The organism is Streptomyces niveiscabiei (genome assembly GCF_001419795.1).
Taxonomy (GTDB): Bacteria; Actinomycetota; Actinomycetes; order Streptomycetales; family Streptomycetaceae; genus Streptomyces; species Streptomyces niveiscabiei.
Genome location: NZ_LIRL01001326.1, coordinates 1 through 382, shown reverse-complemented (window position 1 = coordinate 382; position 382 = coordinate 1). Strand labels below are relative to the sequence as shown.

General features: G+C 73.6%; 1 protein-coding gene. It reads right to left on the bottom strand.

The window, feature by feature from the left end; translation table 11 throughout:
* Positions 1-241, bottom strand: a 241-nt coding sequence (locus AOK24_RS52030) for a UvrD-helicase domain-containing protein (protein ID WP_420876739.1), incomplete at its 3' end; no start/stop codon positions are given.
* Positions 242-382: the final 141 nt, after the last annotated feature.

Here is a 382-nt window from a genome sequence, read left to right as displayed (position 1 = left end):
CCGGGTCGACGGGGTCGGGGTCGGTGACGCCCGCCGCGACCAGGGCCTTGCGGACGCGTTCGGCGAGTTCGCCGGCCGCCTTGTTGGTGAACGTGAGGCCGAGGACCTGTTCCGGGGCGACCTGTCCGGTGCCGACCAGCCACACCACGCGCGCGGCCATGACGGTCGTCTTGCCCGATCCCGCTCCGGCCACGACCTGACCGCCGACCTCCTCGCGCTCGACGCCGAACTCGCCGAACACCTGGTGGACCCCGACGACCTGCGCGCGTGGGACGCCGACCTGCTGACAACCCTGGACGGCGCGAAACTCAGCAACGCCGACCTGCGCAAAGTCCCCGAGACGGCCGCTGCCCGCCGCGACCTCGCCGGACTGGTCCGCCGC